22 protein-coding genes are annotated in these 26,395 nt (G+C 73.5%); 19 read left to right on the plus strand and 3 right to left on the minus strand.

Translation table 11 applies throughout. From position 1 onward, the window contains the following. Nucleotides 1-50 precede the first annotated feature (50 nt). The 3 genes from I4I81_RS05420 (at nt 51) to I4I81_RS05430 (ending at nt 4,993) form a co-directional block, all read left to right on the plus strand. On the plus strand, nt 51-647 hold the full coding sequence (locus I4I81_RS05420; protein WP_218615854.1) for an SMI1/KNR4 family protein: 597 nt from the start codon (nt 51-53) through the stop codon (nt 645-647). 458 nt (nt 648-1,105) lie between these two features. Beyond that, on the plus strand, nt 1,106-4,015 hold the full coding sequence (gene uvrA / locus I4I81_RS05425) for an excinuclease ABC subunit UvrA (RefSeq protein WP_218605678.1): 2,910 nt from the start codon (nt 1,106-1,108) through the stop codon (nt 4,013-4,015). A 381-nt stretch (nt 4,016-4,396) separates the two neighbouring features. Beyond that, on the plus strand, nt 4,397-4,993 hold the full coding sequence (locus tag I4I81_RS05430; protein WP_218605677.1) for a hypothetical protein: 597 nt from the start codon (nt 4,397-4,399) through the stop codon (nt 4,991-4,993). A gap of 247 nt (nt 4,994-5,240) precedes the next feature. Here I4I81_RS05430 and I4I81_RS05435 read toward each other — a convergent pair whose 3' ends face one another. Then, nucleotides 5,241-5,462: a hypothetical protein gene (locus I4I81_RS05435; RefSeq protein WP_218615855.1), complete on the minus strand. Its 222-nt coding sequence runs from the start codon at nt 5,460-5,462 to the stop codon at nt 5,241-5,243. Between the two features lie 229 nt (nt 5,463-5,691). Between I4I81_RS05435 and infC the strand changes: the two genes are divergently transcribed. The 7 genes from infC to I4I81_RS05470 all read left to right on the plus strand — a co-directional run bounded on the left by infC (nt 5,692) and on the right by I4I81_RS05470 (nt 12,947). Then, nucleotides 5,692-6,291, plus strand: coding sequence for a translation initiation factor IF-3 (gene infC / locus I4I81_RS05440; protein WP_218616524.1), 600 nt, complete (start codon nt 5,692-5,694; stop codon nt 6,289-6,291). Between the two features lie 37 nt (nt 6,292-6,328). Next, a complete protein-coding gene (gene rpmI, locus I4I81_RS05445) occupies nt 6,329-6,553 on the plus strand; it encodes a 50S ribosomal protein L35 (protein WP_218605972.1) in 225 nt (74 codons plus the stop codon). A 38-nt stretch (nt 6,554-6,591) separates the two neighbouring features. Beyond that, entirely contained in the window at nt 6,592-6,978 is a 387-nt protein-coding gene (gene rplT / locus I4I81_RS05450; protein ID WP_218605973.1) for a 50S ribosomal protein L20, read from the plus strand. An 8-nt stretch (nt 6,979-6,986) separates the two neighbouring features. Continuing rightward, on the plus strand, nt 6,987-7,790 hold the full coding sequence (locus I4I81_RS05455) for a TrmH family RNA methyltransferase (RefSeq protein WP_226363768.1): 804 nt from the start codon (nt 6,987-6,989) through the stop codon (nt 7,788-7,790). Between the two features lie 83 nt (nt 7,791-7,873). Beyond that, nucleotides 7,874-8,926: a phenylalanine--tRNA ligase subunit alpha gene (gene pheS, locus I4I81_RS05460; protein ID WP_218605974.1), complete on the plus strand. Its 1,053-nt coding sequence runs from the start codon at nt 7,874-7,876 to the stop codon at nt 8,924-8,926. A gap of 12 nt (nt 8,927-8,938) precedes the next feature. Next, nucleotides 8,939-11,416 carry a phenylalanine--tRNA ligase subunit beta gene (pheT, locus tag I4I81_RS05465; RefSeq protein ID WP_218615856.1) on the plus strand — a complete coding sequence of 826 codons (2,478 nt, stop codon included), beginning with the start codon at nt 8,939-8,941 and terminating at the stop codon, nt 11,414-11,416. A 67-nt stretch (nt 11,417-11,483) separates the two neighbouring features. Next, a complete protein-coding gene (locus I4I81_RS05470) occupies nt 11,484-12,947 on the plus strand; it encodes a carboxylesterase/lipase family protein (RefSeq protein WP_218602386.1) in 1,464 nt (487 codons plus the stop codon). Here the strand turns inward: I4I81_RS05470 and I4I81_RS05475 are convergent. Beyond that, nucleotides 12,940-13,515 carry a hypothetical protein gene (locus tag I4I81_RS05475; RefSeq protein WP_218602387.1) on the minus strand — a complete coding sequence of 192 codons (576 nt, stop codon included), beginning with the start codon at nt 13,513-13,515 and terminating at the stop codon, nt 12,940-12,942. The genes I4I81_RS05470 and I4I81_RS05475 overlap by 8 nt on opposite strands. Nucleotides 13,516-15,907: 2,392 nt before the next feature. After that, nucleotides 15,908-16,588: a DNA alkylation repair protein gene (locus I4I81_RS05480; protein WP_218602388.1), complete on the minus strand. Its 681-nt coding sequence runs from the start codon at nt 16,586-16,588 to the stop codon at nt 15,908-15,910. A 67-nt stretch (nt 16,589-16,655) separates the two neighbouring features. On the opposite strand from I4I81_RS05480, the gene argC reads away from it, so the two are divergent. Genes argC through I4I81_RS05525 form a run of 9 tightly spaced genes read left to right on the plus strand, consistent with a single transcriptional unit; the run spans nt 16,656 to nt 26,385 of the window. Beyond that, nucleotides 16,656-17,681: an N-acetyl-gamma-glutamyl-phosphate reductase gene (argC, locus tag I4I81_RS05485; RefSeq protein WP_218602389.1), complete on the plus strand. Its 1,026-nt coding sequence runs from the start codon at nt 16,656-16,658 to the stop codon at nt 17,679-17,681. Then, complete coding sequence (argJ, locus tag I4I81_RS05490) at nt 17,678-18,838, plus strand: bifunctional glutamate N-acetyltransferase/amino-acid acetyltransferase ArgJ (protein ID WP_218602390.1); 1,161 nt, start codon at nt 17,678-17,680, stop codon at nt 18,836-18,838. Before argC ends, argJ begins: the two co-directional genes overlap by 4 nt. Beyond that, on the plus strand, nt 18,822-19,712 hold the full coding sequence (gene argB, locus I4I81_RS05495) for an acetylglutamate kinase (RefSeq protein WP_218602391.1): 891 nt from the start codon (nt 18,822-18,824) through the stop codon (nt 19,710-19,712). The genes argJ and argB overlap by 17 nt, the downstream gene beginning before the upstream one ends. Then, a complete protein-coding gene (locus tag I4I81_RS05500) occupies nt 19,709-20,881 on the plus strand; it encodes an acetylornithine transaminase (protein WP_218602392.1) in 1,173 nt (390 codons plus the stop codon). Before argB ends, I4I81_RS05500 begins: the two co-directional genes overlap by 4 nt. After that, on the plus strand, nt 20,874-21,794 hold the full coding sequence (gene argF / locus I4I81_RS05505; protein ID WP_218602393.1) for an ornithine carbamoyltransferase: 921 nt from the start codon (nt 20,874-20,876) through the stop codon (nt 21,792-21,794). The genes I4I81_RS05500 and argF overlap by 8 nt, the downstream gene beginning before the upstream one ends. A gap of 10 nt (nt 21,795-21,804) precedes the next feature. Then, nucleotides 21,805-22,290, plus strand: coding sequence for an arginine repressor (locus tag I4I81_RS05510; protein ID WP_218602394.1), 486 nt, complete (start codon nt 21,805-21,807; stop codon nt 22,288-22,290). 14 nt (nt 22,291-22,304) lie between these two features. Then, nucleotides 22,305-23,732 (plus strand): argininosuccinate synthase, encoded by a 1,428-nt coding sequence (gene argG / locus I4I81_RS05515; protein WP_218602395.1) that lies wholly within the window; start codon nt 22,305-22,307, stop codon nt 23,730-23,732. Then, the gene (gene argH / locus I4I81_RS05520; RefSeq protein WP_218602396.1) at nt 23,732-25,150 is read left to right on the plus strand and encodes an argininosuccinate lyase; all 1,419 of its coding nucleotides are present in this window, start codon (nt 23,732-23,734) and stop codon (nt 25,148-25,150) included. Before argG ends, argH begins: the two co-directional genes overlap by 1 nt. Continuing rightward, nucleotides 25,147-26,385: an aspartate aminotransferase type Ic gene (locus I4I81_RS05525; RefSeq protein WP_218602397.1), complete on the plus strand. Its 1,239-nt coding sequence runs from the start codon at nt 25,147-25,149 to the stop codon at nt 26,383-26,385. The genes argH and I4I81_RS05525 overlap by 4 nt, the downstream gene beginning before the upstream one ends. Nucleotides 26,386-26,395: the final 10 nt, after the last annotated feature.

The raw sequence follows: 26,395 nt of genomic DNA on the forward strand, positions 1-26,395 counted from the left end.
GCAGAGTAGCCCGGGGAGGGTTCCCCGGCGGTGTGCGCCAGGGTGGGCGCGTGGACGACCTCACCGCGGCCTGGACCAGCTGGACCGCCACCCTCGCCGCCGCCGGGTTCGACCCCCGGCCCGGGCTCCGCCCGCCCGCCGACCCCGCCGGGGTCGCGGCGGCGCAGGCACGCACGGGGATCCGGTTCCCGGCCGACCTGGCGGCGCTCTACACCCTCGCCGACGGGCAGGGCCGGACCCCGGAGGACCCGCAGGTCTTCCCGCAGTACCGCTTCCTGCCCGTCGCCGACGCCCTCGTGGTGTGGGGCGGATGGGACGACGTGCGCCGGCACGAGGGCGCGGACGGGATGGCCGACCACGCCGAGCACGTCACGGTGCGCGCCGGCGACCCGGTCCGCAGGGAGTACTGGCTCCCGGGCTGGTGGCCCCTCGCCGAGGACGGCGGCGGGAACGTACTCGTCGTCGACACCGACCCGGCGGAGGGCGGGACCGTCGGTCAGATCGTGGTCGCCGGACCGGACGAGGACGAGCGCCGCCGCCTCGCGCCCGGTGTGACGGAGTATCTGCGCGCGCTCACGGCCGCGGACCTCGTGGTGGACGGGGTGGGCGACGGGGTGTTCTGGTGGGACGCCCCCGAACTGCGCTGACCCCGCCCACCCGCGAGTCGCTGGTTCCGCGCCCGCGAGTCGCTGTTCTCCCGCCCGCGAGTCGCTGGTTCCGCGCCCGCGAGTCGGCGTTCTCCCGCCCGTGAGTCGCTGGTTCCGCGCCCGTGGGTCGTCGGTTCTGAGCCCCGGGTCGCCGTCCTTCCGCCCGGGAGCCATTGACCACCGACCTCATGGGCCGTCCGGCGCAACCCGACGACCGGTCGGCGTCGGATCGCGTTCGTGACGGACGGCGCCGCGACCGGTGTCGATCACCCCGATCGGCGTCCCGGGGCCGGGTGACCTGGGGTTCCGCGGGGGAGCGGGGTGCGGTCGCACGACCGGTCGAACGTCTGTGCGATCCTCGGCGTCGGCGCGTGATTGTCGGTGGGCCTGCCTAGCATGGGGAGGACCGGCGAGAGCACCGCCGCTTCGCCCCACTCCGGCTCACAGGAGGCCCTTCCGTGGCGGATCGACTGATCGTGCGCGGCGCCCGCGAGCACAACCTGCGCGGCGTCGACCTCGACCTGCCGCGCGACAGCATGGTCGTGTTCACCGGGCTGTCCGGTTCGGGCAAGTCCAGCCTGGCGTTCGACACGATCTTCGCAGAGGGCCAGCGGCGGTACGTCGAGTCGTTGAGCGCGTACGCGCGGCAGTTCCTCGGGCAGATGGACAAGCCCGACGTCGACTTCATCGAGGGGCTCTCCCCCGCGGTCTCGATCGACCAGAAGTCGACGAACCGCAACCCGCGCTCCACCGTCGGCACGATCACCGAGGTCTACGACTACCTGCGCCTGCTCTACGCCCGTGCCGGCATCCCGCACTGCCCGGTCTGCGGGCACGTGATCGAGAAGCAGACGCCGCAGCAGATCGTCGACCAGGTCCTCGCGATGGAGGAGGGTGCCCGGTTCCAGGTGCTCGCGCCCATCGTGCGCACCCGCAAGGGCGAGTTCGTCGACCTGTTCGACCAGCTCCAGACGCAGGGCTACTCGCGCGTTCTCGTCGACGGCACCGTGCACCAGCTCACCGACCCGCCGAAGCTGAAGAAGCAGGAGAAGCACGACATCTCCGTGGTGGTCGACCGGCTCTCGGTCAAGGGCTCGGCCAAGCAGCGGCTCACCGACTCCGTCGAGACGGCGCTGCGGCTGGCCGACGGGCTGATCGTGCTCGACTTCGTCGACCTGCCGGAGAACGACCCGCACCGCGAGGTCAAGTTCTCCGAGCGGATGTCGTGCCCCAACGGCCACGCGCTCGCACTCGACGAGCTGGAGCCCCGCACCTTCTCCTTCAACTCCCCGTACGGCGCCTGCCCGGAGTGTAGCGGCATCGGGATCAAGAAGGAGGTCGACCCCGAGCTGGTCATCCCCGACCCGGACGCGAGCCTCGCCGGCGGGGCCATCGCGCCGTGGGCGGGCGGCCAGTCCGCGGAGTACTTCGGGCGGCTGCTGGAGGGCCTGGCGAGCGCGATCGGGTTCCGGATGGACACCCCGTGGCGCAAGCTGTCGGCCGCCGAGCAGAAGGCCGTCCTGCACGGCAGCGACGACCAGGTGCACGTGCGCTACCGCAACCGCTACGGCCGCGAGCGCTCGTACTACGCCAGCTACGAGGGCGTCATCCCGTTCCTGGAGCGCCGGCTCGACCAGACGGAGTCCGACTCGCAGCGCGAGCGCTACGAGGGCTACATGCGCGACGTGCCGTGCCCGGTCTGCAAGGGCGCGCGGCTGCGGCCCGAGGTCCTCGCGGTCACCCTCACCCACCGCGACCAGGGCGAGCGGTCGATCGCCGAGATCTCCGCGATGTCGGTCTCGGAGTGCTCGGCGTTCCTCGGCGGCATGGTCCTCGACCAGCGTCAGACGATCATCGCGGGCTCCATCCTCAAGGAGGTGCAGGCCCGGCTCGGCTTCCTGCTCGACGTGGGGCTGCACTACCTCTCGCTGTCCCGCGCGGCCGGTTCGCTGTCCGGTGGCGAGGCGCAGCGCATCCGGCTGGCCACGCAGATCGGGTCCGGGCTGGTCGGGGTGCTCTACGTCCTCGACGAGCCGTCGATCGGGCTGCACCAGCGCGACAACCGCCGCCTGATCCAGACGCTCGTGCGGCTGCGCGACCTGGGCAACACGCTGATCGTCGTCGAGCACGACGAGGACACCATCCGCGCGTCCGACTGGGCCGTCGACATCGGTCCGGGGGCGGGGGAGCACGGCGGGCACATCGTCTACAGCGGCCCCGTCGACGGGCTGGAGTCCCACGACACCTCGCTCACCGGCGCCTACCTGTCCGGACGCCGCTCGATCCCGGTCCCGGAGTCGCGCCGCGCGATCGACCCGAAGCGCAAGCTCACGATCGTCGGGGCGCGGGAGCACAACCTGCGCGGCATCGACGTCGACATCCCGCTCGGGGCGCTCGTCTCGATCACCGGGGTGTCCGGGTCGGGCAAGTCCACGCTGGTCAACGACATCCTCGCCACGGTGCTGGCCAACAAGCTCAACGGTGCCCGCCAGGTCCCGGGTCGGCACACCCGGATCACCGGGCTCGACGAGCTCGACAAGCTCGTGCGCGTCGACCAGAGCCCGATCGGCCGCACCCCGCGCTCCAACCCCGCCACCTACACCGGGGTGTGGGACCAGGTGCGCAAGCTGTTCGCCTCCACCACCGAGGCGAAGGTGCGCGGCTACCAACCCGGCCGGTTCTCGTTCAACGTCAAGGGCGGGCGCTGCGAGGCGTGCTCCGGCGACGGCACGATCAAGATCGAGATGAACTTCCTGCCCGACGTCTACGTGCCGTGCGAGGTCTGCAAGGGCGCCCGCTACAACCGCGAGACGCTCGAGGTGCACTACAAGGGCAAGACCGTGGCCGACGTGCTCGACATGCCGATCGAGGAGGGCGCGGAGTTCTTCGCGCCGATCAACTCGATCAGTCGCTACCTGCGCACGCTGGTCGACGTCGGTCTCGGGTACGTGCGGCTCGGGCAGCCCGCGCCCACGCTGTCCGGCGGTGAGGCGCAGCGCGTGAAGCTGGCGTCGGAGCTGCAGAAGCGGTCCAACGGCCGCACGATCTACATCCTCGACGAGCCCACCACGGGCCTGCACTTCGAGGACATCCGCAAGCTGCTGCTCGTCATCAACGGGCTGGTCGACAAGGGCAACTCGGTGCTGGTCATCGAGCACAACCTCGATGTCATCAAGACCTCCGACTGGGTCATCGACATGGGCCCCGAGGGTGGCTCCGGTGGCGGCACGGTCGTGGCCGAGGGCACGCCCGAGCAGATCGCCGCCCACCCCACCAGCTACACCGGCCAGTTCCTCGCGGGTCTGGTCACCCCGGAGGTCGCCCGCAAGGCCCCCGCCCGCCGCCGCAAGGCCACCGCCGCCAGCTGACGCGGTCCCGTCGCGGCCGTACCCACGGCGCAACCCGATGGCTCGCACACGGGTTGCGGGCTCGCACACAGGTCCGGGCTGTGTGCGAGCCGCCGGCCGGTCGGTGGGCAGCTCGGCCGGCCCCGTCGCCTGCCGCGCGGCGGAGGCGATCACGCCCACCGCCGCCCGCGTTGCAGTGGGGTGGCTCCACTCCAGCCCGGTTGCAGTGGAGCCACCCCACTGCGGTCAGGGCCGGGCCACTGCGGGCCGCGCGTCCGCTCAGGCGGTCCGGTCACCCTGGGGCGTCGGAGGTTCGACTGGTCGGGTGCGGGTCCTGGGCCATCCGGAGCTGAAGTTCCACCGCCGTGGACACCTCCCCGAAACGTCGTTACAGATGGGTGGATGACGGACACGGTCACCTGCCTCGCCTTCCCGGCCGGCCGACCCCCGTTCCCCGAGGCGCTGGGTGTGGCGGAGCGGATCGAGGCGGGGGTGTTCCGGACCCGGTTCGGCGAGACCGCGGAGAACCTGCGGGCCTATTACACCGACCACCTCCCGCAGACCCGGATCGTGCTCGTCCACGACGGCGGCTGGGCCGGGATGATGCGCCTGGGCCTACCGGGGCCGCTCGCGTCGCTGAGCCTGGAGGACTCCGTCGCGCCACCGTTCGAGGCGGACGTCCTCGCCGACCTCGCGGGCGACGAGCCCGTCGTGCTCCTCGACATCCTCACCACGGCGGTCCGTCGACGGTTCCGCAACCGCCGGATCTTCGAGCACATGCTCGGGGCTGCGGCGCGGGTCGCGGGCGAGCAGGGCTGCACCCACGTGGTCGCCATGGTCGACCGCCGTGTGTACGTCTACCTCCGCCGACGGCGGCTGGCCTGCACGCTGCACTCGGGCTGGCACCCCTACTACGGGTCGCCCGCGACGGGGGTGGTGTCGGTCGGCACGGCGCAGCTGCGGCGCTGGCTCGACCGCCCGGAACAGGCCGGCGGGTAGAAGCGGACAACGTGTCGTCGATCGGCGGCGCTTCGGCCCCGGCGAACCCGGCCCCGGCGAACCCGGCCCCGGCGAACCCGGCCTCGCGGGTGTACCGGCGCAGCGTGTCGGGCGCATGACCGTCCCCGTCCCGACGGACCCCTCCTGCTCCAGGCCGCAGGGCAGCAGCGCATGAGGCCGTAGCCGTACATCAGCTGTTCCACCTCGTCGCCGGGAGCGGTGAACTCCCCGGCGACCCGTTCGTCCATCACCACGACGGTGAGCACGCCGCACACCGCCTGGTGCTCGCCCCACTCACGGGCGTGGCGCTCCGCGGTGTCGGTGCGGCGGGCGGCTCCGCCGGGGTCAGCGGGCCGTCGGCGGCGAGCGCCCGATACCAGCCGAGGTACGCGGCCTGGGTGAACGGTGCGCCGAGCACGGCGCCGAACAGGCGCTCGCCGAACTGCTCGGCGGTGGGGGAGTCCCGCACGTCCGCCCGGGCCCGTCGACCGGCCCGGTGGGGGGCTGCTACCGTAGCGGAATGCGACCACCCTGTCGCGCGTTCACGATGGCGTCAGGGCGATCAAGTGGAGCCCCGCTCCCACCCGCCCACCCCTGGTGTTCGGGTCCGGTCCCGGCCGAACGAGCCACCGCAATGGTGGCGCGCGTCGGTATGTGACCGTTGTCGGGTCTTCGCTCCGTCGCTCCACACGACGTCGATACGAGGAGACCCCATCAGCACAGAGACGCGCATCAACGACCGAATCCGCGTTCCCGAGGTCCGGTTGGTCGGGCCGAACGGGGAACAGGTCGGCATCGTGCGTATCGAGGACGCCCTGCGGCTGGCGCAGGAGGCCGAGCTCGACCTCGTCGAGGTCGCTGCCCAGGCCCGCCCGCCCGTCTGCAAGCTCATGGACTACGGCAAGTTCAAGTACGAGTCCGCGCAGAAGGCCCGGGAGTCCCGCCGCAACCAGCAGCTCACCACGATCAAGGAGCAGAAGCTCCGACCGAAGATCGACAAGCACGACTACGAGACGAAGCGCGGGCACGTCCGACGCTTCCTCGAAGGCGGCAACAAGGTCAAGGTCACGATCATGTTCCGTGGGCGCGAGCAGTCCCGGCCCGAGCTCGGGTTCCGGCTGCTGCAGCGCCTCGCGGAGGACGTGGCGGACCTGGGTGTGGTCGAGGCGTCGCCGAAGCAGGACGGTCGCAACATGACGATGGTGATCGGACCCACCAAGAAGCCGGCCCCGCGTGCCCGCACCGCCGCCACCGATCAGGCGGAGCAGGCCCCCGAGGCCGAGGCGGACCAGGCCTGACGGCCTGACCGTCCCCAGCACTGGAGTAGGAACAGCCATGCCCAAGAAGGCCCGGAACCACAGCAAGACCCCGAAGAACAAGACGCACAGCGGCATCGCCAAGCGGATCAAGGTGACCGGCGGCGGCAAGCTCATGCGCCAGCAGGCCGGCCTGCGTCACCGCCTGGAGGTCAAGTCGAGCAAGGAGACGCGCGACCTGTCCGGTGTCAAGGAGGTCGCCAAGGCCGACCGCAAGCGCGTCAACATCATGCTCGGCCGCTGATCCTCTCCCGCCCCACCCCCGCTACGTAAGGAATCACCATGGCACGCGTGAAGCGCGCGGTGAACGCTCAGAAGAAGCGTCGCAGCACCCTGGAGCTCGCGAGCGGTTACCGCGGTCAGCGTTCGCGGCTCTACCGCAAGGCGAAGGAGCAGATGCTCCACTCGCTGAACTACGCCTACCGCGACCGCCGCGCGAAGAAGGGCGAGTTCCGCAAGCTCTGGATCACCCGCATCAACGCCGCAGCCCGCGCCAACGGCATGACCTACAACCGCTTCATCCAGGGCATCACGCTCTCGGGTGTCGAGGTCGACCGCAAGATCCTCTCCGAGATCGCCATCAGCGACCCGGCCGCGTTCACCGCGCTGGTCGAGATCGCCCGCGCGCACGTCCCGGCGCAGGACGGCAAGAAGGAGACGGCGGCCTGAGCCGTCCCGTGGAGTCACCGCCCGGCACCGAACGCACCCCTCGTGTCGTCGCAGCGCGCAAGCTGCTGCGCCGCGCGGGGCGAGATCGGGCCGGGCGGTTCCTCGTGGAGGGGGCGCAGGCCGTCCGCGAGGCGCTCGCGTACGGCGTCGTCCACGAGCTGTTCGTCACCGCCGCGGCGGCCACCCGCCACCCGGAGTTCGTCGACACCGAGGTCCGGGTGAGCCTCGTCGACGAGCGCGCGGCCGAGACGCTGTCCGACACCGTCACGCCGCAGGGGATCGTCGCGGTCTGCGAGCTGGTCGACGTCCCCGTGGCCGACGCGCTTCTCGGCACGCCGCGGCTGGTCGCCGTCTGCGCGGGCATCGCCGACCCCGGCAACGCCGGCACGGTGATCCGGGTGGCCGACGCCGCCGGGGCCGACGCCGTGCTGCTCGCCGGCGACACCGTCGACCCGCACAACGGGAAGGCCGTGCGGGCGTCCACCGGCAGCGTGTTCCACCTGCCGCTGGCCCGTGACCGCGACGCCTCCGCGGTACTCGACGCCTGCCGGGCCGCCGGGCTGACGCTGCTCGCGGCCGACGGCCACGGCGAGCTGGACCTGCACGATCCCGCCGCAGACGCCGTGCTCGCCGGACCGGTGGCGTGGATCTTCGGGGGGGAGGCGCACGGCGTGCCCTCCGACCTCGCCGCAGCCGCCGAACACCGCGTGCGGGTGCCCATCCTCGGTCGCGCGGAGAGCCTGAACCTGGCCACGGCGGCCGCGATCTGCCTGTACGCCAGTGTCGCCGCGGCCCGCCGCCGCTCCTCCTGACCAGGTGGACGCCCCGGGATCGGTCACGCCGGTACAGCGCGCCGTCAGGCCCCCGTGGGCGCCGTCCTAGGATCGACACCACCATGACTGAGAGCACCGACGTTGCGAGCGCACTGACCCCGGACACGCTGGCCGCCGCCGTAGCCGCGGCCCGGGCCGCGTTCGCCGCCGCCGCCGACCTCGCCGCGCTGACGGCCGTGAAGCCCGCCCACCTCGGCGACCGCGCGCCGCTGCTGCTGGCCCGCCGCGAGCTCGGCTCGCTGCCCGGCCCCGACCGCGCCGACGCCGGCAAGCGCGTCAACGCCGCCCGCCAGGAGGCGCAGGAGGCGTTCGACGCCCGCCGCGAGGTGCTCGCCGCCGAGCGCGACGCGGCGGTGCTCGCCGACGAGACCGTCGACGTCACGCTGCCCTGGGACCGCACCCCCCGCGGGGCCCGGCACCCGCTGACCCAGATCTCCGAGCAGATCGCCGACGTGTTCGTCGCGATGGGCTGGGAGGTGGCCGAGGGCCCGGAGGTCGAGTCGTCCTGGCTCAACTTCGACGCGCTGAACTTCGGCAAGGACCACCCGGCGCGCACCATGCAGGACACGTTCTACCTCGCCGATTCCGACGACACAGCCGGGCGGGTCCTGCGCACCCACACCTCGCCGGTGCAGATCCGGTCGCTGCTCGACCGCGACCTGCCCGTCTACGTCGTCTGCCCGGGCCGCACGTTCCGCACCGACGCCCTCGACGCGACCCACACCCCGGTGTTCCACCAGGTCGAGGGCATCGCGATCGACAAGGGCCTCACCATGGCCCACCTCAAGGGCACCCTCGACGCGTTCGCGCGCGCGATGTTCGGCACCACCTCGAAGATCCGCCTGCGCCCGTCGTACTTCCCCTTCACCGAGCCCTCCGCGGAGCCCGACGTGTGGTTCCCGCAGAAGAAGGGCGGCGCGGGCTGGGTCGAGTGGGGCGGCTGCGGCATGGTGCACCCCAACGTCCTGCGGGCGTGCGGCGTCGACCCCGAGGTGTACTCGGGCTTCGCGTTCGGCATGGGCCTCGAGCGCACGCTGATGTTCCGCAACGGCATCCCCGACATGCGCGACATGGTCGAGGGCGACGTCCGTTTCAGCCGCGCCTTCGGCGTGTAGGAGAGAGTCCCCGTGCGCGTTCCCCAGTCCTGGCTGTCCGACCTCGTCGGCGACCTCCCCTCCGTCGACGACACCGCCGAGGCGTTCGTCCGCGTCGGGTTCGAGGTGGAGGAGATCCACCGCGCCCCGGAGCTGACCGGGCCGCTCGTCGTCGCCCGCGTCCTCGAGATCGAGGAGCTGACGGGCCTCAAGAAGCCGATCCGCTGGTGCCAGGTGCAGGTCGGGCCCGACCAGACCAACGGCATCATCTGCGGCGCGCAGAACTTCGCGGTCGACGACCTCGTGGTCGTCGCGCTCCCGGGTGCGGTGCTGCCCGGCGGCTTCGCGATCTCCGCGCGCAAGACCTACGGCCACGTCTCCGACGGCATGATCGCGTCGGTCCGCGAGCTGGGGATCGGCAGCGACCACGCCGGCATCCTCGTGCTGCCCCCCGGCTCGGGGGAGCCCGGCGACGACGCGCGCGACCTCCTGGGCCTCGACGACGCGGTGATCGAACTCGACGTCAACCCGGACAGCGGCTACTGCTTCTCGATCCGCGGGCTGGCGCGGGAGATGTCGTCCGCGCTGGACGCCGACTACACCGACCCCGCGTCCCGCGTCTCGGTGCCGACGGCCGAGGCCGACGCCTGGCCGGTCACCCTCGACGACCCCGGGTGCGCCCGGTTCGTCGCCCGCCGCGTCGACGGCGTCGACCCGGCCCTGCCCGCCCCGTGGTGGATGCAGCGCCGACTGCTCGCCGCGGGGATGCGCCCGATCTCGCTGATCGTCGACGTCACCAACTACGTGATGATCGAGCTCGGCCAGCCGCTGCACGCCTACGACGCGGGCCGGCTCACCGGGGCGATCTCGGTGCGCCGGGCGACGGCGGGGGAGCAGCTCGTCACCCTCGACGACGCCACCCGCACGCTCGACCCCGACGACCTGCTCATCACCGACGACTCCGGCCCGATCGGGCTCGCGGGCGTCATGGGCGGGGCGTCGACGGAGATCCGCGACGGCGACGGCCCGATCGACGTCCTCATCGAGGCCGCGCACTTCGACCCGGCGGTGATCGCCCGTGCGGCGCGGCGGCACAAGCTGCCCAGTGAGGCGTCCAAGCGCTTCGAGCGGGTCGTCGACCCGCTGCTGCCCCCGGTCGCGGCCGAGCGCGCGGCGCAGCTGCTCGTCGAGCACGGCGGCGGCACGATCGCCGAGGGCCGCACCGACGCCGGGGTCGCCCCCGAGCGCTCCGCCGTCACGATGCCGCTCGACCAGCCCGACCGCGTCGCCGGCCGCGCCTACCCGCGCGGTGCGACGGTCCGGCGGCTCGGCCAGGTCGGCTGCTCGGTCGAGCTCGTCACCGGCGACGACGGGCGCGCCCGCGTGATCGCGACCCCGCCGTCGTGGCGGCCCGACCTCGTCCAGCCCGCCGACCTCGTCGAGGAGGTCCTGCGGCTGGAGGGCCTCGACTCGATCCCCTCGGTCCTGCCCGCCGCCCCGGGCGGCCGCGGGCTCACCCCGGCCCAGACGCGGCGCCGCACGGTCTCCCGCGCGCTGGCCGAGGCCGGGTACGTCGAGGTGCTGCCGTTCCCGTTCGTCGGGCCCGCGGCGTGGGACGCGTTCGGCCTCCCCGCCGACGACGTGCGCCGCCGCACCGTCCGCGTCCTCAACCCGCTCGACGCCGAGCGCGCCGAGCTCACCACCACGCTGCTGCCCGGCCTGCTCGACATGCTGGTCCGCAACCGCTCCCGCGGCGCGTCCGACGTCGCGCTGTTCCACATCGGGCAGGTCGTGCTGCCGCACAGACAGCCGGTCGGGATGCCGGACCCGCCCGTCGACCGCCGTCCCACCGACGCCGAGTACGCGCAGATCCGCGCCGCGCTGCCCGCGCAGCCGCTGCACGTCGCCGCGGTGCTCGCCGGAGACCGCGAGGCCCGCGGCTGGTGGGGCCCCGGTCGCCCGGCCACCTGGGCCGACGCCGTCGCCGCCGCCGTGCTGGTGGGGCAGGCCGCGGGGGTCGAGCTGCGCGTCGTCGCGGCCGACCTCGCCCCGTGGCACCCCGGCCGCTGCGCGCAGCTGCGCGTCGGCGACTGGCCGGTCGGGCACGCCGGCGAGCTGCACCCGAAGGTCGTCGAGGCGCTCGGGCTGCCGCCGCGCACCTGCGCGATGGAGCTCGACCTCGACGCGATCCCGGTGCAGGACGCCCGTCCCGCGCCACAGGTGTCGCCGTACCCGCCGGTCGGGGTCGACGTCGCGCTCGTCGCCGACGAGTCCGTCCCGGTGGCCGACCTCACCGACGCGCTCGTCGACGGCGGCGGCGAGCTGCTGGAGACCGTGCGGTTGTTCGACGTCTACGCCGGCGAGCAGGTCGGGGCGGGCAAGCGCTCGCTCGCGTTCACGCTGCGCTTCCGGGCCCCCGACCGCACGCTGACCAGCGAGGAGGCCACCACCGCCCGCGACGCGGCGGTGGCGGTCGCGACGCAGCGGCACGCGGCGGTGCTGCGCGGCTGACGCCGCCCGTGCGCGGAGAAGGCGGCCGAGGAAGCCTTCTCCGCGCGTGAGGGGTAGGAACGGGGTCATGCACTCCGTCGTGAAGACCCTCTCCGGTGAGGTGCGCGGCAACGCCTCCTCCGGCGTCACCGCGTTCCTCGGCATCCCCTACGCAGCGGCCCCGTTCGGTCCGCTCCGGTTCCGCGAGCCCGCCCCCGTCGAGCCGTGGGAGGGGGTCCGCGACGCGCTGGAGCACGGCCCGACCGCGCCCGCGCCGGGCTACCCGGCGCCGTTCTCCGACCTGCTGCCGGTCGTGCGGGTGCCGGGGGAGGAGATCCTCAACCTCAGCGTCTGGACGCCCGACCCGTCGGCCTCGGACCTGCCGGTCATGGTCTGGATCCACGGCGGCGCGTTCGTCAACGGCTCCAACTCGATCCCGGTCTACGACGGCTCCGCGTTCGCCCGCGACGGCGTCGTGCTCGTCGGGGTCAACTACCGCCTCGGCGCCGAGGGGTTCCTGCACCTGCCCGACGCCCCGCCCAACCGCGGCCTGCTCGACCAGGTCGCCGCGCTGCGCTGGGTCCGCGACAACATCGCCGCGTTCGGCGGTGACCCCGACACCGTCACGGTGTTCGGGGAGTCCGCGGGCGGGATGAGCGTGGGCGCACTGCTCGCGATGCCGTCGGCGCAGGGGCTGTTCCGGCGCGCGATCCTGCAGAGCGGCGCCGCGCACCACGCGCTGAGCGCGGGCACGGCGTCGAAGGTGGCGGGGTACCTGGCCGAGGAGGTCGGCGTCGAGCCGACCGCGGCGGGGTTCGCGGCGGCGGATCCCGCGCGGCTCGTCGCCGGCCAGCAGGCGCTGAGCGTGCAGTCGGCGACCCAGCCCGACCCGGCGCGGTGGCGCGAGATCACGCTCAACTCGATGATCTTCGAGCCGGTCGTCGACGGGGAGGTGCTGCCGGCGCTGCCGATCGAGGCGATCGCCGCGGGCGCGAGCGCCGACGTCGAGGTGCTGGTCGGCAGCAACCGCGACGAGCACCGGTTCTTCCTGGTCCCGACGGGGGCTGCCGACCGCGTCACCGACGCGGCGATCGCCGTCGTCGCGGGGGCCTACCGGCTACCCGACGGTGCGGTCGACGCCTACCGCGCCGAGCGGCCCGACGCCTCGCCCGGGCTCGTGCTCGCCGACCTCATGGGCGACTGGTTCTTCCGGATCCCCGCGGTGCGCCTCGCCGAGGCGAACGGCCGGGCGCACGTCTACGAGTTCGACTGGGTCACCCCCGTCCTCGACGGGCGGCTGGGCTCGTGCCACGCCCTGGAGCTCGGGTTCGTCTTCGACACCCTCGCCGCCGGGTCCGCACTCTCCGGCGGCGACCCACCCCAGGAGCTGGCCGACGCGATGCACGCCGCGTGGGTGGCGTTCGCCCGCACCGGCGACCCGGGCTGGCCGCGGTACTCGGAGGGCCGGGCCGTGCGCCGCTTCGGGGACGTGGTGCAGACGCTGGCCGACCCGCGAGGTGACCTGCGGGAGCTCTGGAGCGGGATCAGGTAGGCAGGGCGGCCAGGGCCTCGGCCGCGGCGGCCCGCCAGGCGTCGTCGGAGGGGGCGCCGTCGAGCACCGCGACCGTGACGACGTACCGGGAGCCCGCGAGCTGCAGCGTGAGGCCCGGCGCGGTGTCGACGAGCGACGCGGCCTCACCGGCCCCGGTCAGCTCGCGGCGGCCCTGCGGCGGTGCGGCCCGGACGAAGTCGGCCGGGGTGCCCGTGCGGGTCTCGTAGACGTTGATCGACGCCAGGGGCGCGCCACCGGTGGAGGTCGCGACGCAGCTCGACGGGCGGGACCCGTCCGCGCGCGTCACCTCGGTCTGTTGCGGGGGCAGCACCGGTTCGCCGAGGAGTGTGCTGAAGCCGATCGCGTCGAGCAGGCACTCGTCCTCGACGACGTCGGCCGCCAGCGCGCTGCGCGGCCCGGCGGACGGTCCCGGGGCGGTGGCGGACGGGGCGTCCGTGACGGCGATCGGCGGCGCCGCTCGCCCGGTGCCCGGGACGGCGGTGCTGCATCCCCCGGCGGCGCAGCCCGCGACGAGCAGCATCGCCGCGGTCGCCCGTCCTCCACGCACGTCGGCGACGGTAGCCCGGCGACCCCGGCACCCGTGGGCGTTCGACCGAACCGGTCGCAGGTGTACGCACCGGCCCCCCGGGTGTCTCTGCATCGGTGACGGGCGGCGCGGGTTCCGCCGCGTACGAGGAGGTACGGGTGTGGACGGCAACTGGGTCGAGCTGAGGGTGCACGGCGTCCGTGCCACCGATCCCGAGGACATGCTCGACGTCGACCGGGTCGTGCAGGTGGCGGGCGACGAGGTGGGCCGGATCTTCCGCCGCGCCGACCGGAGGGGCGTCGAGCTCGCCGAGGACGACGGCCACGTGGTGGAGGCCTACCACTGGGGCCGGCTCACCTCGGGGTCGTTCAGCCAGGCCCTCTGGCTGCTCCTGGCGCCGTTCGGGCTCGTCAACGCGGCGCAGTTCACGCTGCCGCGGCCGGGCACGCCGTGGGCCGGGCGGTGCCACGACCTGGCCGGTGCGGCACTGCGGCTGCTCGGACTCGCCCTGACGGCACTGTTCGTCCTCACCGTCGCGACGATGACGGTCGACCTGTGGGCCTGGCAGCAGGCCCGCGCGACCGGTGGTGGTGCCTACGCGCTCGCCCTGCTCGCCCCGGTCGCGCTCCTCGGCGCCTTCCGCTGGGCCGCCGGGCCGCCCGCGCCCGACGTCCGGGAGGCGGCCGGGACGACGGGGCCCGGCTCCCCGGCCGACGTGCAGCCCAGCGACCTGGTGCACCGCGACTTCTTCGTCGGGGTCCGGGACCTCCGGTCGTTGCAGGCGCTGCACGCCGCGGGCGGGCTGACCGTCGTCGCGGGCGTCGGTGCGGCGCTCACCGGGTCCGTCGGGTTCCAGCAGGTGCTCCGGGTGGCGGCTGCGGCGGTGTTCGGGCTGGTCGCGGTCGCGGTGACGGCCGGGCTGCGGGACCTCGACACCGCGACGAATCCCTGGGGACCGGCCGACCCCGCCGCGGTCCGCCGCGTGCGGAACCGGGAGGTGGCCTCCCAGGTGCTCGCGGTGCTGGCCGGGGCCGTCGCGCTGGTGACGATCGGAGCGGCGCTGCTCCGGCCGGTCGGCGGGGGACCGGGCGGCCCGCCGGGGAGCGACGTCGTCTCCGTCCTGGTGATGCTGGTCGCGGTGCTCGCCGTCGCGGTGCTGGCGATCGCGAACGCCGTGCTCGCCCGCGCCCACCGCGGCGACGGACCCTTCGCCCCGTACGCCGGTGGTGGGGCGTGCATCCTGCTGGCACTGCTCGGCCTCTTCCTGGGCGTCGGCTACTCGGGCGCGTTCACGACGGTCGTCGCGGCGGCACTGACCTCCGGGGAGCGTCCGGTCGTCGTGCCCGAGCTGCTCTCCCGCGTCGCCTACGCGTGGGGTGTCACCGCCGCCGGTGGCGTCCTGTTCACCGGGTACCTGGTCCTCCGACGGCGGGCCGCGATCGCGAGCGAGGCCCCGCGGGTGGCGGAGTCCGCGCCGTGGCTGACCGGGCGCTGGACGCGCAAGGTCGCCGCAGCGATCTGGACGGCCCGGCTGAAGAACGGCCTGGTCTGCGTGCTCGCGACCTCCGGGGTGCTCGGCGTCGTGCTCACGATGGTCGCCGCGGTCGACCTCGCCCCGGTGCTCGGGCTGCCCGCGGTCGAACTTCCGTGGGCGCTCGACGTGCTCAGCTGGTGGCCCCGCCCCGGAGTCGCCGCGCCCGCGCTCCAGGTCGCGCTGCTCGCGTTCGGCACACTGACGCTGACCGGTCTCGCGACCGGGCTCATCCTGCTCGCCCGCACCGCGCTGTTCGGGGCGTCGGCCCGGCGCGGGATCAACGTCGTGTGGGACGTGATCGCGTTCTGGCCGCGCGCGGTGCACCCGTTCGTGCCGTCGGCGTACTCGGCGCGGGCCGTCGCCGACCTGGAGGACCGGATCCGGTTCCACCTGCGCGACGCCGGCGCCGCCCGGCTCGCGGTCTGCGGACACAGCCAGGGGAGCCTGCTGGCCTTCGCCGCGCTCGTCCGGCTGTCGGCGTCGGAGGCGGACCGTCCGCTGCTGGACCGGATCTCCTTCCTCACGTTCGGCTCGCAGCTGCAGGTGATGTTCGCCCGGGGCTTCCCGGCGTACGTCAACCGCGAGGCGGTCACCGCACTGCACACCGACCTGGGTGGGGACTGGCGCAACCTCTACCGCGACACCGACCCGCTGGCCGGGCCGGTGCTGAGCTGGAACCGGGATGCGCCGGAGTGGATCGGGGATCTGGGTCGGGATTCGCGGCCGGGCCGCGAGCAGTACGGCCCGGACTGGTGCCTCGCCGATCCGCCGCCCCCGGCCGACCGGACGCTGCAGCGGGGCTGCCTGCTCCCGCTGCGTGGGCACGGCGAGTACTGGCTCGACCCCGCCTGGTACGACGCGCTGGCCGGGATGGGGTGCTCACGGCAGGTGCCTGAGGGCCTCCCGGCGCGACAGTGGGGAGAGTCCGGGGTGGCCGTCGACGAACCGGCGGACCCAGCCGGGGTCGACGCGGGCGTGCTGGCGCAGGGCCCAGCCGATCCCCTTGCGCAGGAAGAAGTCCGGGTCCCCGAGGGTGGCCTCGATCGCGTCGGTGAGCAGCCCGACGTCGGTGGCCTCGCCGGAGCCGAGCTGCGCGATCACCGATGTGCGCCGCAGCCACCGGTCGGGGTCGGTGATCCACGCCCGCAGCACGGGGACGAGTGACGCCGGGTCGGCGCGCAGCAGCGACCCGATCCGGCGGCTCGCGATCTCGTCGGTGAAGTCCCACCACGCGCCCGTGACGATCCAGTGCCGGTACAGCGGCACCCACGACGCGTCCTGCGGCGGCGCCCAGCGCCGGTGCCCGGTGAGGGTGAGCGTGACGTAGCGCTCCTCCCGGAACTCCGCACCGTCCCAGAGATCGCGGACCGTGGCACCGAACTCCTCGACCGACGGCACCGACCGCCCCGCGACCAGCTCCCGCACCAGTTCCTCCCGGGCCGGCTTCGGCACACCCCGGAACGGCATCGCGGACCTCATGTAGCGCTGCATCGGCCCGGCCGCGTCGGGATCGGCCCGGGCGGCCAGCCCGGCGCGCACGGCGTCGGCCAGATCGGTCATGCCCGGAACGATAGGGAGGGGTACCGACAGAAGCAGGTTGCATGAGATTCCGCGCTCGTGCATAGTCATGCGTATGGTGCGGATCGCGGTCGCAGGAGCCAGTGGGTATGCCGGGGGCGAGGTCCTCCGCCTGCTGCTGTCCCACCCGGACGTCGAGATCGGGGCCCTGACGGCCGGCGGGAGCGCGGGGACGCGGCTGGGCGAGCACCAGCCGCACCTGCTCGCACTGGCCGACCGGGTGCTGCTCGACACGACCCCGGAGACCCTGGCCGGGCACGACGTCGTCTTCCTCGCGCTTCCGCACGGCCACTCCGCAGCGCTCGCGGCCCAGCTCGGCACCGACGTGGTGGTGATCGACTGCGGGGCCGACCACCGGCTCGTCGACGCCGCCGCGTGGTCGCGCTGGTACGGAGGCGAGCACGCCGGGAGCTGGCCCTACGGCCTGCCCGAGCTGCCCGGCGCCCGCGACGCGCTGCGCGGGGCGAAGCGCGTCGCCGTCCCCGGGTGCTACCCGACGGCGATCAGCCTCGCGCTGTTCCCGGCGCTGGCCGCCGGCCTGGCCGAGCCGTCGGTCGTGGTCACCGCCGTCACCGGGACCTCGGGGGCGGGCAAGTCTCTCAAGCCACACCTGCTCGGCGCCGAGGTGATGGGCTCGCTGTCGGCGTACGGGGTGGGGGGCGTGCACCGGCACACCCCCGAGATCGTGCAGAACCTGTCGGGGGTCGCCGGTACAACCGTCGACGTGAGCTTCACACCGGTCCTCGCCCCGCTGCCGCGCGGCATCCTCGCGTCCTGCTCGGCGCCCACGTCGGCCTCGGCGGGGGAGGTGCGCGAGGCCTACGCCAAGGCCTTCGCCGACGAGCCGTTCGTGCACCTGCTGCCCGAGGGCGTGTGGCCCACCACGGCCGCCACGCTCGGCGCCAACACCGTCCACCTGCAGGTCACCGTCGACCACGACGCCGGCCGGCTGATCGCGGTCGCCGCGATCGACAACCTCACCAAGGGCACCGGCGGCGCCGCCGTCCAGTGCATGAACCTGGCCGTCGGGCTCCCCGAGACCACCGGCCTGCCGTTGAACGGAGTGGCGCCGTGAGTCTCACCAGCCCGCAGGGGTTCCGGGCGGCCGGTGTCGTCGCCGGGCTCAAGTCCAGCGGCGCGCCCGATCTCGCGCTCGTCGTCAACGACGGTCCGCGGTTCGCCGCGGCGGGGGTGTTCACGCGCAACAAGGTCAAGGCCGCACCCGTCCTCTGGTCGCAGCAGGTGCTCACCACCGGTGCGCTGCGGGCGGTCGTCCTCAACTCCGGCGGGGCCAACGCATGCACCGGACCGGACGGGTTCCAGACCGCGCACGCCACGGCGGAGAAGGCGGCGGAGCTGCTCGGGTGCGGGGCCGTCGAGGTCGCGATCTGCTCCACCGGCCTGATCGGCGCCCAGCTCCCGCGCGACGCCGTGCTGGCCGGGGTGGAGAAGGCCCACGCCGGGCTCGCCGCCGACGAGGCGGCGGGCACCGCGGCGGCCACCGCGATCATGACCACCGACACGGTCGCGAAGCAGGTCGTGTGCGAGAACCGGGCGGGCTGGCGGGTCGGCGGGATGACCAAGGGCGCCGGGATGATCGCGCCGTCGATGGCCACGATGCTCTCGGTGCTCACCACCGACGCGGTTCTCGATGCGGACGAGCTCGACACCGCGTTGCGCGCCGCGGTGCGCGTCACCTTCGACCGGCTCGACGTCGACGGCTCGATGTCCACCAACGACACGGTGCTGCTGCTGGCCTCGGGCGCGTCCGGGGTGCGACCCGACCCGGCCGACTTCCAGCGGTCGCTCACCCAGACCTGCCGCTTCCTCGCGGAGCAGATGCAGGCCGACGCGGAGGGCGTCACCAAGCGCATCACCGTGCGGGTCACCGGTGCGGCGTCGGAGGACGACGCCGTGGTGGTGGCGCGCACGGTCGCCCGCGACAGCCTGGTCAAGACGGCGCTGTTCGGCTGCGACGGCAACTGGGGCCGGATCGCGGCCGCCGTCGGCTACTCCGATGCCGCGGTCGACCCCGACCGGCTCGACATCGCGATCAACGGCGTCGAGCTGTGCCGCGGCGGGGTCGCGGCGGGCGGGCGCACGTCGGCCGACCTGTCCGGCGCGGAGATCGCCGTGGTGATCACGCTGGGTCTGGGCGACGGCGAGGGCGAGATCCTCACCACCGACCTGTCGCACGCCTACGTGGAGGAGAACAGTGCGTACCCCTCGTAGCGAGCGGCTGGAGCGGGCAGGGGAGAAGGCCGGGATCCTCGCGGAGGCGCTGCCCTGGCTGCAGCGCTTCCACGGGAGGATCGTCGTCGTCAAGTACGGCGGCAACGCCATGATCGACGAGGAGCTGAAGCAGGCCTTCGCCCGCGACATGGTCTTCCTGCGCCTGGCCGGGATCCTGCCGGTCGTGGTGCACGGCGGCGGTCCGCAGATCAGCGCGATGCTCACCCGCCTCGGCCTGCCCGGCGAGTTCCGCGGCGGCCTGCGCGTCACCACCCCCGAGACGATCGACGTGGTCCGGATGGTGCTGGTCGGGCAGGTCGGGCGCGAGCTCGTCGGCCTGATCAACCAGCACGGCCCCTACGCCGTCGGCCTGTCCGGGGAGGACGCCGGGTTGTTCCGGGCGGAGAAGCGCACCGCGCTCGTCGGCGGCGAGGTCGTCGACATCGGGTTGGTCGGCGACGTCGTCGAGGTCAGCCCGGACGCCGTGCTCGACATCGTCCGCGCGGGCCGGATCCCGGTCGTCGCGGGCATCGCGCCCGACGCCGACGGGCAGGTCTACAACATCAACGCCGACAGTGCGGCCGCCGCTCTCGCCGCGGCGCTGGACGCGGCGAAGCTCGTCGTGCTCACCGACGTCGCGGGCCTCTACGCCGACTACCCCGACCCGGAGTCGGTGATCAGCGAGCTCACCGCGGCCGAGCTGGAGCCGATGCTCCCCGGGCTGGAGGCGGGTATGGCGCCGAAGATGGAGGCGTGCCTGCGGGCGGTCCGCGGCGGGGTGGGCCAGGCCCACGTGATCGACGGCCGGGTCCCGCACTCGGTCCTGTTGGAAGTCTTCACCCACGACGGAGTCGGAACGATGGTGATCCCATGAGCCTCGTGCAGCGGTGGCAGGCCGCGATGATGAACAACTACGGCACCCCGCCGCTCGCGCTGGTGCGCGGGTCGGGCGCCGAGGTGTGGGACGCCGACGGTCGCCGCTACCTCGACCTCCTCGGCGGCATCGCGGTCAACGCGCTCGGTCACGCCCACCCCGCGGTCGTCGAGGCCGTCACCCGGCAGATCTCGACGTTGGGCCACACCTCCAACCTCTACCTCACCGAGCCGCCGCTGGCCCTGGCCGAGCGGCTCCTCGAGCTGCTCGACGCAGGCGACGCCCGCGTGCTGTTCTGCAACTCCGGCGCCGAGGCCAACGAGGCCGCGTTCAAGATGGCACGGCGCACCGGACGCCCGAACATCATCGCCGCGGAGAACTCGTTCCACGGCCGCACGATGGGCGCGTTGGCGCTCACCGGCCAGGCGCCCAAGCGCACCCCGTTCGAACCGATGACGCCCGGTGTCTCGCACGTGCCCTACGGCGACGTCGCCGCGCTCGACGCGGCGGTCGACGAGCACACCGCCGCCGTCTTCCTCGAACCGATCATGGGGGAGGCCGGCGCGGTCACCCCGCCTGAGGGCTACCTGAAGGCGGCCCGCGAGCTCACCGCGGCGCGCGGCGCACTCCTGGTCCTCGACGAGGTACAGACCGGCGTCGGGCGTACCGGAGCCTGGTTCGCCCACCAGACCGCGGGCGTCGTGCCCGATGTGATCACCCTGGCCAAGGGGCTCGGTGGCGGCCTGCCGATCGGGGCGTGCATCGGGATCGGCGCCGCGGGCGGGCTGCTCGAGCCGGGCCAGCACGGCACCACGTTCGGCGGCAACCCGGTGTGCTGCGCCGCCGCTCTCGCGGTGCTCGACACCATCGCCTCCGACGGGCTCCTCGAGCACGTGAACCTCGTCGGCAAGACGATCACCGCGGGCGTCGAGGCGCTGGGGCACCCGCTGCTCCGCGGCGTCGACGGGGCCGGCCTGCTCATCGGGATCCTGCTCGGCGAGCCGGTCTCCGCCGCGGTGGCCACCGCCGCGCGCGACGCCGGGTTCCTGATCAACAACGCTGCGCCCGACCGCATCCGCCTGGCCCCGCCGCTTGTGCTCACGCAGGCCCAGGCGGCCGAGTTCGTCGCGGCGCTCCCGGCAATCCTGGACGGGGCGAAGGATGCCTAGGCACCTCCTGCGCGACGACGACCTGTCGCCCGCCGACCAGACCGCGATCCTCGACCTCGCCGACGCGCTCAAGGCCGACCGGTACGCGCAGCGGCCACTCGCCGGGCCGCGGCCGATCGCGGTCATGTTCGACAAGTCCTCCACGCGCACCCGGATCTCGTTCGAGGTCGGGATCTCGCAGCTCGGCGGCCAGCCGTTGATCGTCGACGCGCAGGCCAGCCAGCTCGGGCGCGGCGAGACCATCGCCGACACCGCCCGGGTGCTGTCCCGTTACGTCGACGCGATCGTCTGGCGCACCGGCGACCAGTCGCGCATCGACGAGATGGCTGCGGCGGCCACGGTGCCGGTGGTCAACGCGCTCACGGATCAGTTCCACCCCTGCCAGGTGCTCGCCGACCTGCAGACGATCCGGGAGCGCTTCGGACGGCTCGCCGGGCTCACGCTCACCTACCTCGGCGACGGCGCCAACAACATGGCCCACTCGCTGCTGCTCGGCGGGGCCACCGCCGGGATGCACGTGCGGGTCTGCGCACCGGAGGGGTTCACCCCCGACGAGGAGGTCCTGCGCGCCGCGAAGGACCGGGCCGCCGACACCGGCGGAGGCGTCGAGCTGATCGCCGACCCGCACGCCGCCGTCGACGGGGTCGACGTGATCGTCACCGACACGTGGGTCTCGATGGGCCAGGAGGCCGACGGTCTCGACCGCGCCGCCCCGTTCCGGCCGCTGCAGGTCAACGCGGAGCTCCTCGCCCGGGCCGACCCGGCCGCGATCGTCCTGCACTGCCTGCCCGCGCACCGCGGCGACGAGATCACCGACGAGGTCCTCGACGGGCCGCAGAGCGCCGCGTGGGACGAGGCCGAGAACCGGCTGCACGCGCAGAAGGCACTGCTCACCTGGCTGCTGAGCCGATGAGGAGACGACGATGACCGCGATCCAGGGCGGACGCTCGCGCGTGTCGCGGCAGGCCCGGATCGTCGAGCTGATCACCCAGCGCCGGGTCCACAGCCAGAGCGAGCTGCTGGCGCTGCTGGAGTCCGACGGGATCGGCACCACGCAGGCCACCCTCTCGCGCGACCTCGACGAGCTGGGCGCGGTCAAGCTCCGCGGGGCCGACGGCGGCACACCCGTCTACGTCATCCCCGACGACGGCAGCCCGGTCCGCGGGATCGAGGGCGGCACCGCCCGGCTGGCCCGGTTGCTGGGGGACCTGCTCGTGTCCGCGGACGCGAGTGGGAACCTGGCGGTCCTGCGCACGCCTCCCGGTGGGGCGCACTACCTGGCCAGCGCGCTGGACCGCGCGGCCCTGCACGACGTCGTCGGCACCATCGCCGGCGACGACACCCTCCTGGTGGTGGCCCGCGAGCCCCTCACCGGCGCCGAACTCGTCGCGCTGCTGCGCGATCTGTAGATGAGGAGCACTTCGTGAGCAAGGTCCTGACCTCCCTGCCCCAGGGTGAGCGCATCGGCATCGCCTTCTCCGGAGGCCTCGACACCTCCGTGGCGGTCGCCTGGATGCGCGAGAGCGGCGGGATCCCGTGTACCTACACCGCCGACCTCGGCCAGTACGACGAGCTGGACGTCTCCGGCGTGCCCGACCGCGCGAAGCAGTACGGCGCCGAGATCGCCCGCGTGGTCGACATCCGGCCGCAGCTGGTGGAGGAGGGCCTGGCCGCGCTCGCGTGCGGCGCCTTCCACATCCGGTCCGGGGGGCGCACGTACTTCAACACCACGCCGCTGGGCCGCGCCGTCACCGGCACCCTGCTGGTGCGGGCGATGCACGCCGACGACGTCAACATCTGGGGCGACGGCTCCACCTTCAAGGGCAACGACATCGAGCGGTTCTACCGCTACGGCCTGCTGGCCAACCCCGAGCTGCGCATCTACAAGCCGTGGCTCGACGCCGACTTCGTCCACCAGCTCGGTGGGCGTGACGAGATGAGCCGGTGGCTCACCTCCCGCGGGCTGCCCTACAAGGACTCGGCGGAGAAGGCGTACTCCACCGACGCCAACATCTGGGGGGCCACGCACGAGGCCAAGACCCTCGAACACCTCGACGTGTCCCTGGAGACCATCGAGCCGATCATGGGCGTCCGCTTCTGGGACCCCTCGGTCGAGATCGCGACCGAGGACGTCGCGGTCACCTTCGAGGCGGGCCACCCGGTGGCGATCAACGGTGAGCGGTTCGCCGACCCGGTCGCCCTCGTGCTGGCGGCCAACAGGATCGGCGGCCGCCACGGCCTCGGCATGTCCGACCAGATCGAGAACCGGATCATCGAGGCGAAGTCGCGCGGCATCTACGAGGCGCCCGGCATGGCGCTGCTCTTCACCGCCTACGAGCGGCTGGTGAACGCGATCCACAACGAGGACACCGTCGCGAACTACCACCACGAGGGCCGCAAGCTCGGCCGGCTGCTCTACGAGGGTCGCTGGCTCGACCCCCAGGCCCTGATGGTCCGCGAGTCGATCCAGCGCTGGATCGCCTCGCTCGTCACCGGCACCGTCACGCTCCGCCTGCGCCGCGGTGACGACTACACGGTCCTCGACACCCGCGGGAGCGGCTTCTCCTACCACCCCGAGAGGCTCTCGATGGAGCGCGTCGAGAACGCCGCGTTCGGCCCGACGGACCGGATCGGCCAGCTCACGATGCGCAACCTCGACATCGCCGACTCCCGGGCCAAGCTGGAGGCCTACGCCGGACAGCCGCACGACCAGGGCACCGTCCTCGTCGAGCACGGCACGCTGTTCGGCGAGCTGCCCTCGGGCGGGTTCGACCGGATCGCCGCGGCGGACGAGGCGCGCGACTCGGGCCGGTTCCTCGACGACGCCGCCCTGGAAGCGGGGACCGACTGATGGCGGGCTCGGCACTGTGGGGCGGCCGGTTCGCCTCCGGTCCGGCCGACGCTCTGGCGGCACTGAGCAAGTCCACCCACTTCGACTGGCGCCTCGCCCCCTACGACGTGCGCGGCTCGGTGGCGCACGCCCGGGTGCTGCACGCCGCGGGCCTGCTCACCGACACCGAGCTCACCGGCATGCTCGACGCGCTGGCCAAGCTGGGCGCCGACGTCGAGTCGGGTGCGTTCGGACCGGCGCCCGATGACGAGGACGTGCATTCCGCCCTGGAACGCGGACTCATCGAGCGGGCCGGCCCGGACCTGGGCGGGAAGCTCCGAGCCGGGCGGTCGCGCAACGACCAGGTGGCCACGCTGTTCCGGATGTGGCTGCGCGACGCGGCCGTGCGGGTCGGCGGGGGAGTGCTCGACGTCGTCGACGCACTGGTGGCGCAGGCGACCGCGCACGCCGGGGCACCCATGCCCGGCCGCACCCACCTGCAGCACGCGCAGCCGGTGCTGCTCGGGCACCACCTGGCCGCGCACGCCCACGCGCTGTTGCGCGACGTCGACCGGCTGTGCGACTGGGATCGGCGCGCCGCCGTCTCACCGTACGGGTCGGGTGCGCTGGCGGGGTCGAGCCTCGGGCTCGATCCGGAGGCCGTCGCGAAGGAGCTGGGCTTCGACTCGTCCAGCGCCAACTCCATCGACGGCACCGCGTCGCGCGACTTCGCGGCCGAGGCCGCGTTCGTCCTCGCGATGATCGCGGTGGACCTCTCGCGGATCGCGGAGGAGGTGATCCTCTGGGCGACGGCGGAGTTCTCCTACGTCACGCTCGACGACGCGTTCTCCACCGGCAGCTCGATCATGCCGCAGAAGAAGAACCCCGACGTCGCGGAGCTGACGCGCGGCAAGGCGGGGCGGCTGATCGGCAACCTGACGGGGCTGCTGGCCACGCTCAAGGCGATGCCGCTCGCGTACAACCGCGACCTGCAGGAGGACAAGGAGCCGCTGTTCGACTCCGTCGAGCAGCTCGACCTCCTGCTGCCCGCCGTCTCCGGGATGGTGGCCACCCTCACGTTCCACACCGACCGGCTCGCCGCGCTCGCGCCGCAGGGCTTCACCCTGGCCACCGACGTCGCCGAGTGGCTGGTCCGCGAGGGCGTCCCGTTCCGCGTGGCGCACGAGGCGGCGGGTGGTTGTGTCCGTGCGGCGGAGGGCCGCGGCGTCGGTCTGGCCGATCTCACCGACGCCGAGCTCGTCGCCGTCCACCCCGCGCTCACCCCCGGGGTGCGCGAGGTGCTCACGGTGGCGGGCTCGATAGCCTCGCGCAACGCCCGCGGTGGCACCGCGGGGGAGCGCGTCGCCGAGCAGCTCGACGACCTGCGCGCCGCCGCGGCCACCGCCCGCGACGCTCTCTCGCTTGGAGGACCAGCATGACCACGGACGTCACCAGCCGCGCCCAGGAGGCCTACGACGCCCTCGTGGCGCAGGGCATGAAGCTCGACCTCACCCGCGGCAAGCCCTCCGCGGCCCAGCTCGACCTCTCGGTCGCGATGCTCGGCCTGCCGGGGGAGCGGTACAAGGCGGCCGACGGCACCGACACCCGCAACTACCAGGGGCTGCAGGGGCTCACCGAGCTGCGGGAGATCTTCGCGCCGGTCCTGCAGGTGCCCGTCGAGCAGCTGATCGCGTTCGGGAACTCGAGCCTGGAGCTCATGCACGACACGCTCGTGCACGCGCTGCTCTCGCCGCTGCCCGGCGCCGAGCGGCGCTGGGTCGACGAGGAGAAGGTCGTCTTCCTCGCCCCGGTGCCCGGGTACGACCGGCACTTCGCGGTGTGCGACCGGCTCGGCATCGAGCTCCTCGCGGTCCCGATGACGTCCGAGGGCCCCGACATGGACGTCGTCGAGCGGCTCGTCGCCGCCGACCCGTCGATCAAGGGCATCTGGTGCGTGCCGAAGTACGCCAACCCCGACGGTGTCGTCTACTCCGACGAGGTCACCCGCCGCCTGGCGAGCATGCCCACGGCGGCGTCGGACTTCCGGATCATGTGGGACAACGCGTACGCGGTGCACCACCTCACGGACGAGGCCGTCGAGGTCGCCGACGTGCTGGCGCTCGCTGCGGAGGCGGGCCACGCCGACCGCCCGTTCGTCTTCGGCTCCACGTCGAAGATCACCCTCGCCGGGGCCGGGGTCGCGTTCCTGGGGGCCTCGCCCGCCAACGTGAAGTGGTGGCTCGCGCTCACCGGCAAGCGCACCATCGGCCCCGACAAGGTCAACCACCTGCGCCACGCGCTGTTCTTCGGCGACGCCGCGGGGGTCGCCGCCCACATGGAGAAGCACCGCGCGCTCATCGCGCCGAAGTTCGCCGCGCTGGAGAAGGTGCTCACGGAGAACTTCGCCGACACCCCCGGCGTCTCGTGGTCGACGCCCAAGGGCGGCTACTTCGTCACGCTGACGGTGCCCGAGGGCCGCGCCACGCGGATCGTGCAGCTGGCCAAGGAGGCCGGGATCTCGCTGACCCCGGCCGGTGCCACCCACCCCGGCGGCGACGACCCGGCGGACTCGATCATCCGGCTCGCGCCCACCTTCCCGCCGCTCGACGAGGTGGAGAAGGCGATGGCCGGGGTCGCGGTCTGCGTGCACCTGGCCCTGGCCGAGGCCTCCTGACCGGTCGGGT

The organism is Pseudonocardia abyssalis (assembly GCF_019263705.2).
In the GTDB taxonomy this organism is placed as follows: domain Bacteria; phylum Actinomycetota; class Actinomycetes; order Mycobacteriales; family Pseudonocardiaceae; genus Pseudonocardia; species Pseudonocardia abyssalis.

Coding starts and splice junctions, on each gene's coding strand:
- argC (WP_218602389.1), top strand. CDS start 16,656: ATGCGTATGGTGCGGATCGCGGTCGCAGGAGCCAGTGGGTATGCCGGG.
- argF (WP_218602393.1), top strand. CDS start 20,874: ATGCCTAGGCACCTCCTGCGCGACGACGACCTGTCGCCCGCCGACCAG.
- rpmI (WP_218605972.1), top strand. CDS start 6,329: ATGCCCAAGAAGGCCCGGAACCACAGCAAGACCCCGAAGAACAAGACG.
- rplT (WP_218605973.1), top strand. CDS start 6,592: ATGGCACGCGTGAAGCGCGCGGTGAACGCTCAGAAGAAGCGTCGCAGC.
- I4I81_RS05500 (WP_218602392.1), top strand. CDS start 19,709: ATGAGCCTCGTGCAGCGGTGGCAGGCCGCGATGATGAACAACTACGGC.
- I4I81_RS05470 (WP_218602386.1), top strand. CDS start 11,484: ATGCACTCCGTCGTGAAGACCCTCTCCGGTGAGGTGCGCGGCAACGCC.
- I4I81_RS05525 (WP_218602397.1), top strand. CDS start 25,147: ATGACCACGGACGTCACCAGCCGCGCCCAGGAGGCCTACGACGCCCTC.
- argH (WP_218602396.1), top strand. CDS start 23,732: ATGGCGGGCTCGGCACTGTGGGGCGGCCGGTTCGCCTCCGGTCCGGCC.
- I4I81_RS05430 (WP_218605677.1), top strand. CDS start 4,397: ATGACGGACACGGTCACCTGCCTCGCCTTCCCGGCCGGCCGACCCCCG.
- I4I81_RS05480 (WP_218602388.1), bottom strand. CDS start 16,588: ATGACCGATCTGGCCGACGCCGTGCGCGCCGGGCTGGCCGCCCGGGCC.
- pheS (WP_218605974.1), top strand. CDS start 7,874: ATGACTGAGAGCACCGACGTTGCGAGCGCACTGACCCCGGACACGCTG.
- I4I81_RS05510 (WP_218602394.1), top strand. CDS start 21,805: ATGACCGCGATCCAGGGCGGACGCTCGCGCGTGTCGCGGCAGGCCCGG.